The 1,790-nt window shown below is 70.3% G+C and carries 2 protein-coding genes; both read left to right on the top strand.

Annotation, left to right across the window (positions count from 1 at the left end; all coding sequences use genetic code 11):
* Positions 1–155: 155 nt before the first annotated feature.
* Entirely contained in the window at positions 156–1,100 is a 945-nt protein-coding gene (locus GRX66_RS18710) for a hypothetical protein (RefSeq protein WP_159527816.1), read from the top strand.
* A gap of 101 nt (positions 1,101–1,201) precedes the next feature.
* Entirely contained in the window at positions 1,202–1,636 is a 435-nt protein-coding gene (locus GRX66_RS18705; RefSeq protein WP_159527815.1) for a universal stress protein, read from the top strand.
* Positions 1,637–1,790 lie beyond the last annotated feature (154 nt).

The raw sequence follows: 1,790 nt of genomic DNA, 5'->3' as shown, positions 1-1,790 counted from the left end.
GTCGACGGCGCCGCCATCGCCGCGACCGCCTGTTCTGACGGCGGCGCGTCGCGGTCGCCGCTGTCGATACTCCGCCGTCGACTCGTCGACCGGTGCTGCCAGCGGGACGGTCTGGGAAGCCGCAACTTATCAGCGTCGGCCCCTAACTGCGGCCGATGAGTCAGGACGCCGACAGCGGCCTCACAGCGGCCGAACGCACCCGCCTCGACGCGATTCGCGGAGCCGACGCGCTCGCGGACCTCGTCGCCGTGACGGGTGCGGCGTCCGAACACGACGCGTACTTCGCGGCGAAACGCCAGCACCGCGAACTCACAGCGCGCGCTGGGACGCCGCTGTCGGCGGCCGACGACCTCCCCGGAACGCGGGTGGTCGTCGACGGCACCGCGTTCTGGGTGCACGGCGTCACGCACGCTGACACGCCGGCCGAACGCGACTTCCTCCGCCGCCACGTCGCGCAGTTTCTCGCCGACGACGCGAACGTCTACGTCGAGCAGGGCATCCGCCCCATGTACTTCGACGACGTCGCGGGCGTCTGCGAGATGGACGACTACGCGTGGGCGACCGAACAGTGCGCGGGCCTCGATTCGGCCACGCACGTCGACCTGCCCGAAGCGGCATTCGACGGCGTCGTCGAGGACGTGAACGCGCTCGCCGGGCGCTTCCGGACGGCCGCGTTCTCCCTCATCGACGCGGGCGGCCAGTACTACGGCGAGGACTTCGAGGCGGCGCTGGGCGACCTCGCGACGACGTTCCTGACGAGTCACGCCGACGCGGCCACCGGCCGGGACTTCGCGTCGTTCCAGTTGTCCAGGAACGCCGCCCGCGACCCCACGTTGCTCGACGCGCTGCAGTCGTACTACCAGCGGGCGTTCCTCCCGCAACCGGTCGAACGCGAGTGGCTGCGCCGCCACGACCCTGAACTGGAGGTCGTCACGCACGCTCGCAACGAACACATGGCTGATTACGCGGTCTATCACCACGAGACTGCGCCGGCAGTCCACCTCGTCGTCGGGGCCGCCCACCAGCCCGGCGTCACCTACTACCTCCGGCAGCACCGCGACGGCTCGCGGACCGTCGACGGATTCGAACTCGCAGGCTGAGGGCGCCACCGCGACTCCCGACGATGGGGGCTCGCTTCCGGGGGTACTCGGCTCGTGCCGAAATCCGTTCGCCTATAACCCAGTCGGCTCTAGCGTCGAGCATGTACGAGCGGATCCTGGTGCCGACTGACGGGAGCGACTCGATGACGGGGGTCTTCGAGCACGCCGCCGACATCGCCGGCCGACGCGACGCCACAGTCCACGTCCTCTACGTGGTCGACGACCGCGCGTTCCTGACACTGGATGACGAGATGCAGGACGAAGCGCTCGCGCAACTCCGCGCGGACGGACACGGCGCACTCGACGAGGCTGCAAGCGCGTTCGAGGACGCCGACGTCGCTGTCGAGACCGAACTGCGTCGCGGCAACCCCGGCGAGGAGATTCTGGACTACGTCGATTCGGCGGACGTCGACCTCGTGACGATGGGCACGCGGCGCTCGGACTTCGAGCAGTCGATGCTCGGCAGCGTCTCCCGGGAGGTCGTCGTGTCCGCGGATGTCCCCGTGCTGACGGTGTCGCTGGCCGACGAGGCGTAGTCAGTCGTCGGTGAACGCGGAGACGCCGACCGTCGCGACTGCGCTGCACGCGACGCCGGGGAACACGGGGTCGGCGCCGGCCGCCACGCGAGCGCACCGGTCGGTGCGGTGAGCAGTTGCCACGCGGCGACGGCTGCGAACCCCGGCGAGGATG

The sequence above is a fragment of the Halobacterium bonnevillei genome, from assembly GCF_009831555.1.
Classification (GTDB): domain Archaea; phylum Halobacteriota; class Halobacteria; order Halobacteriales; family Halobacteriaceae; genus Halobacterium; species Halobacterium bonnevillei.
The sequence above is the reverse complement of the archived record's forward strand: the minus strand, read 5'-3'. Positions and strand labels throughout refer to the sequence as shown.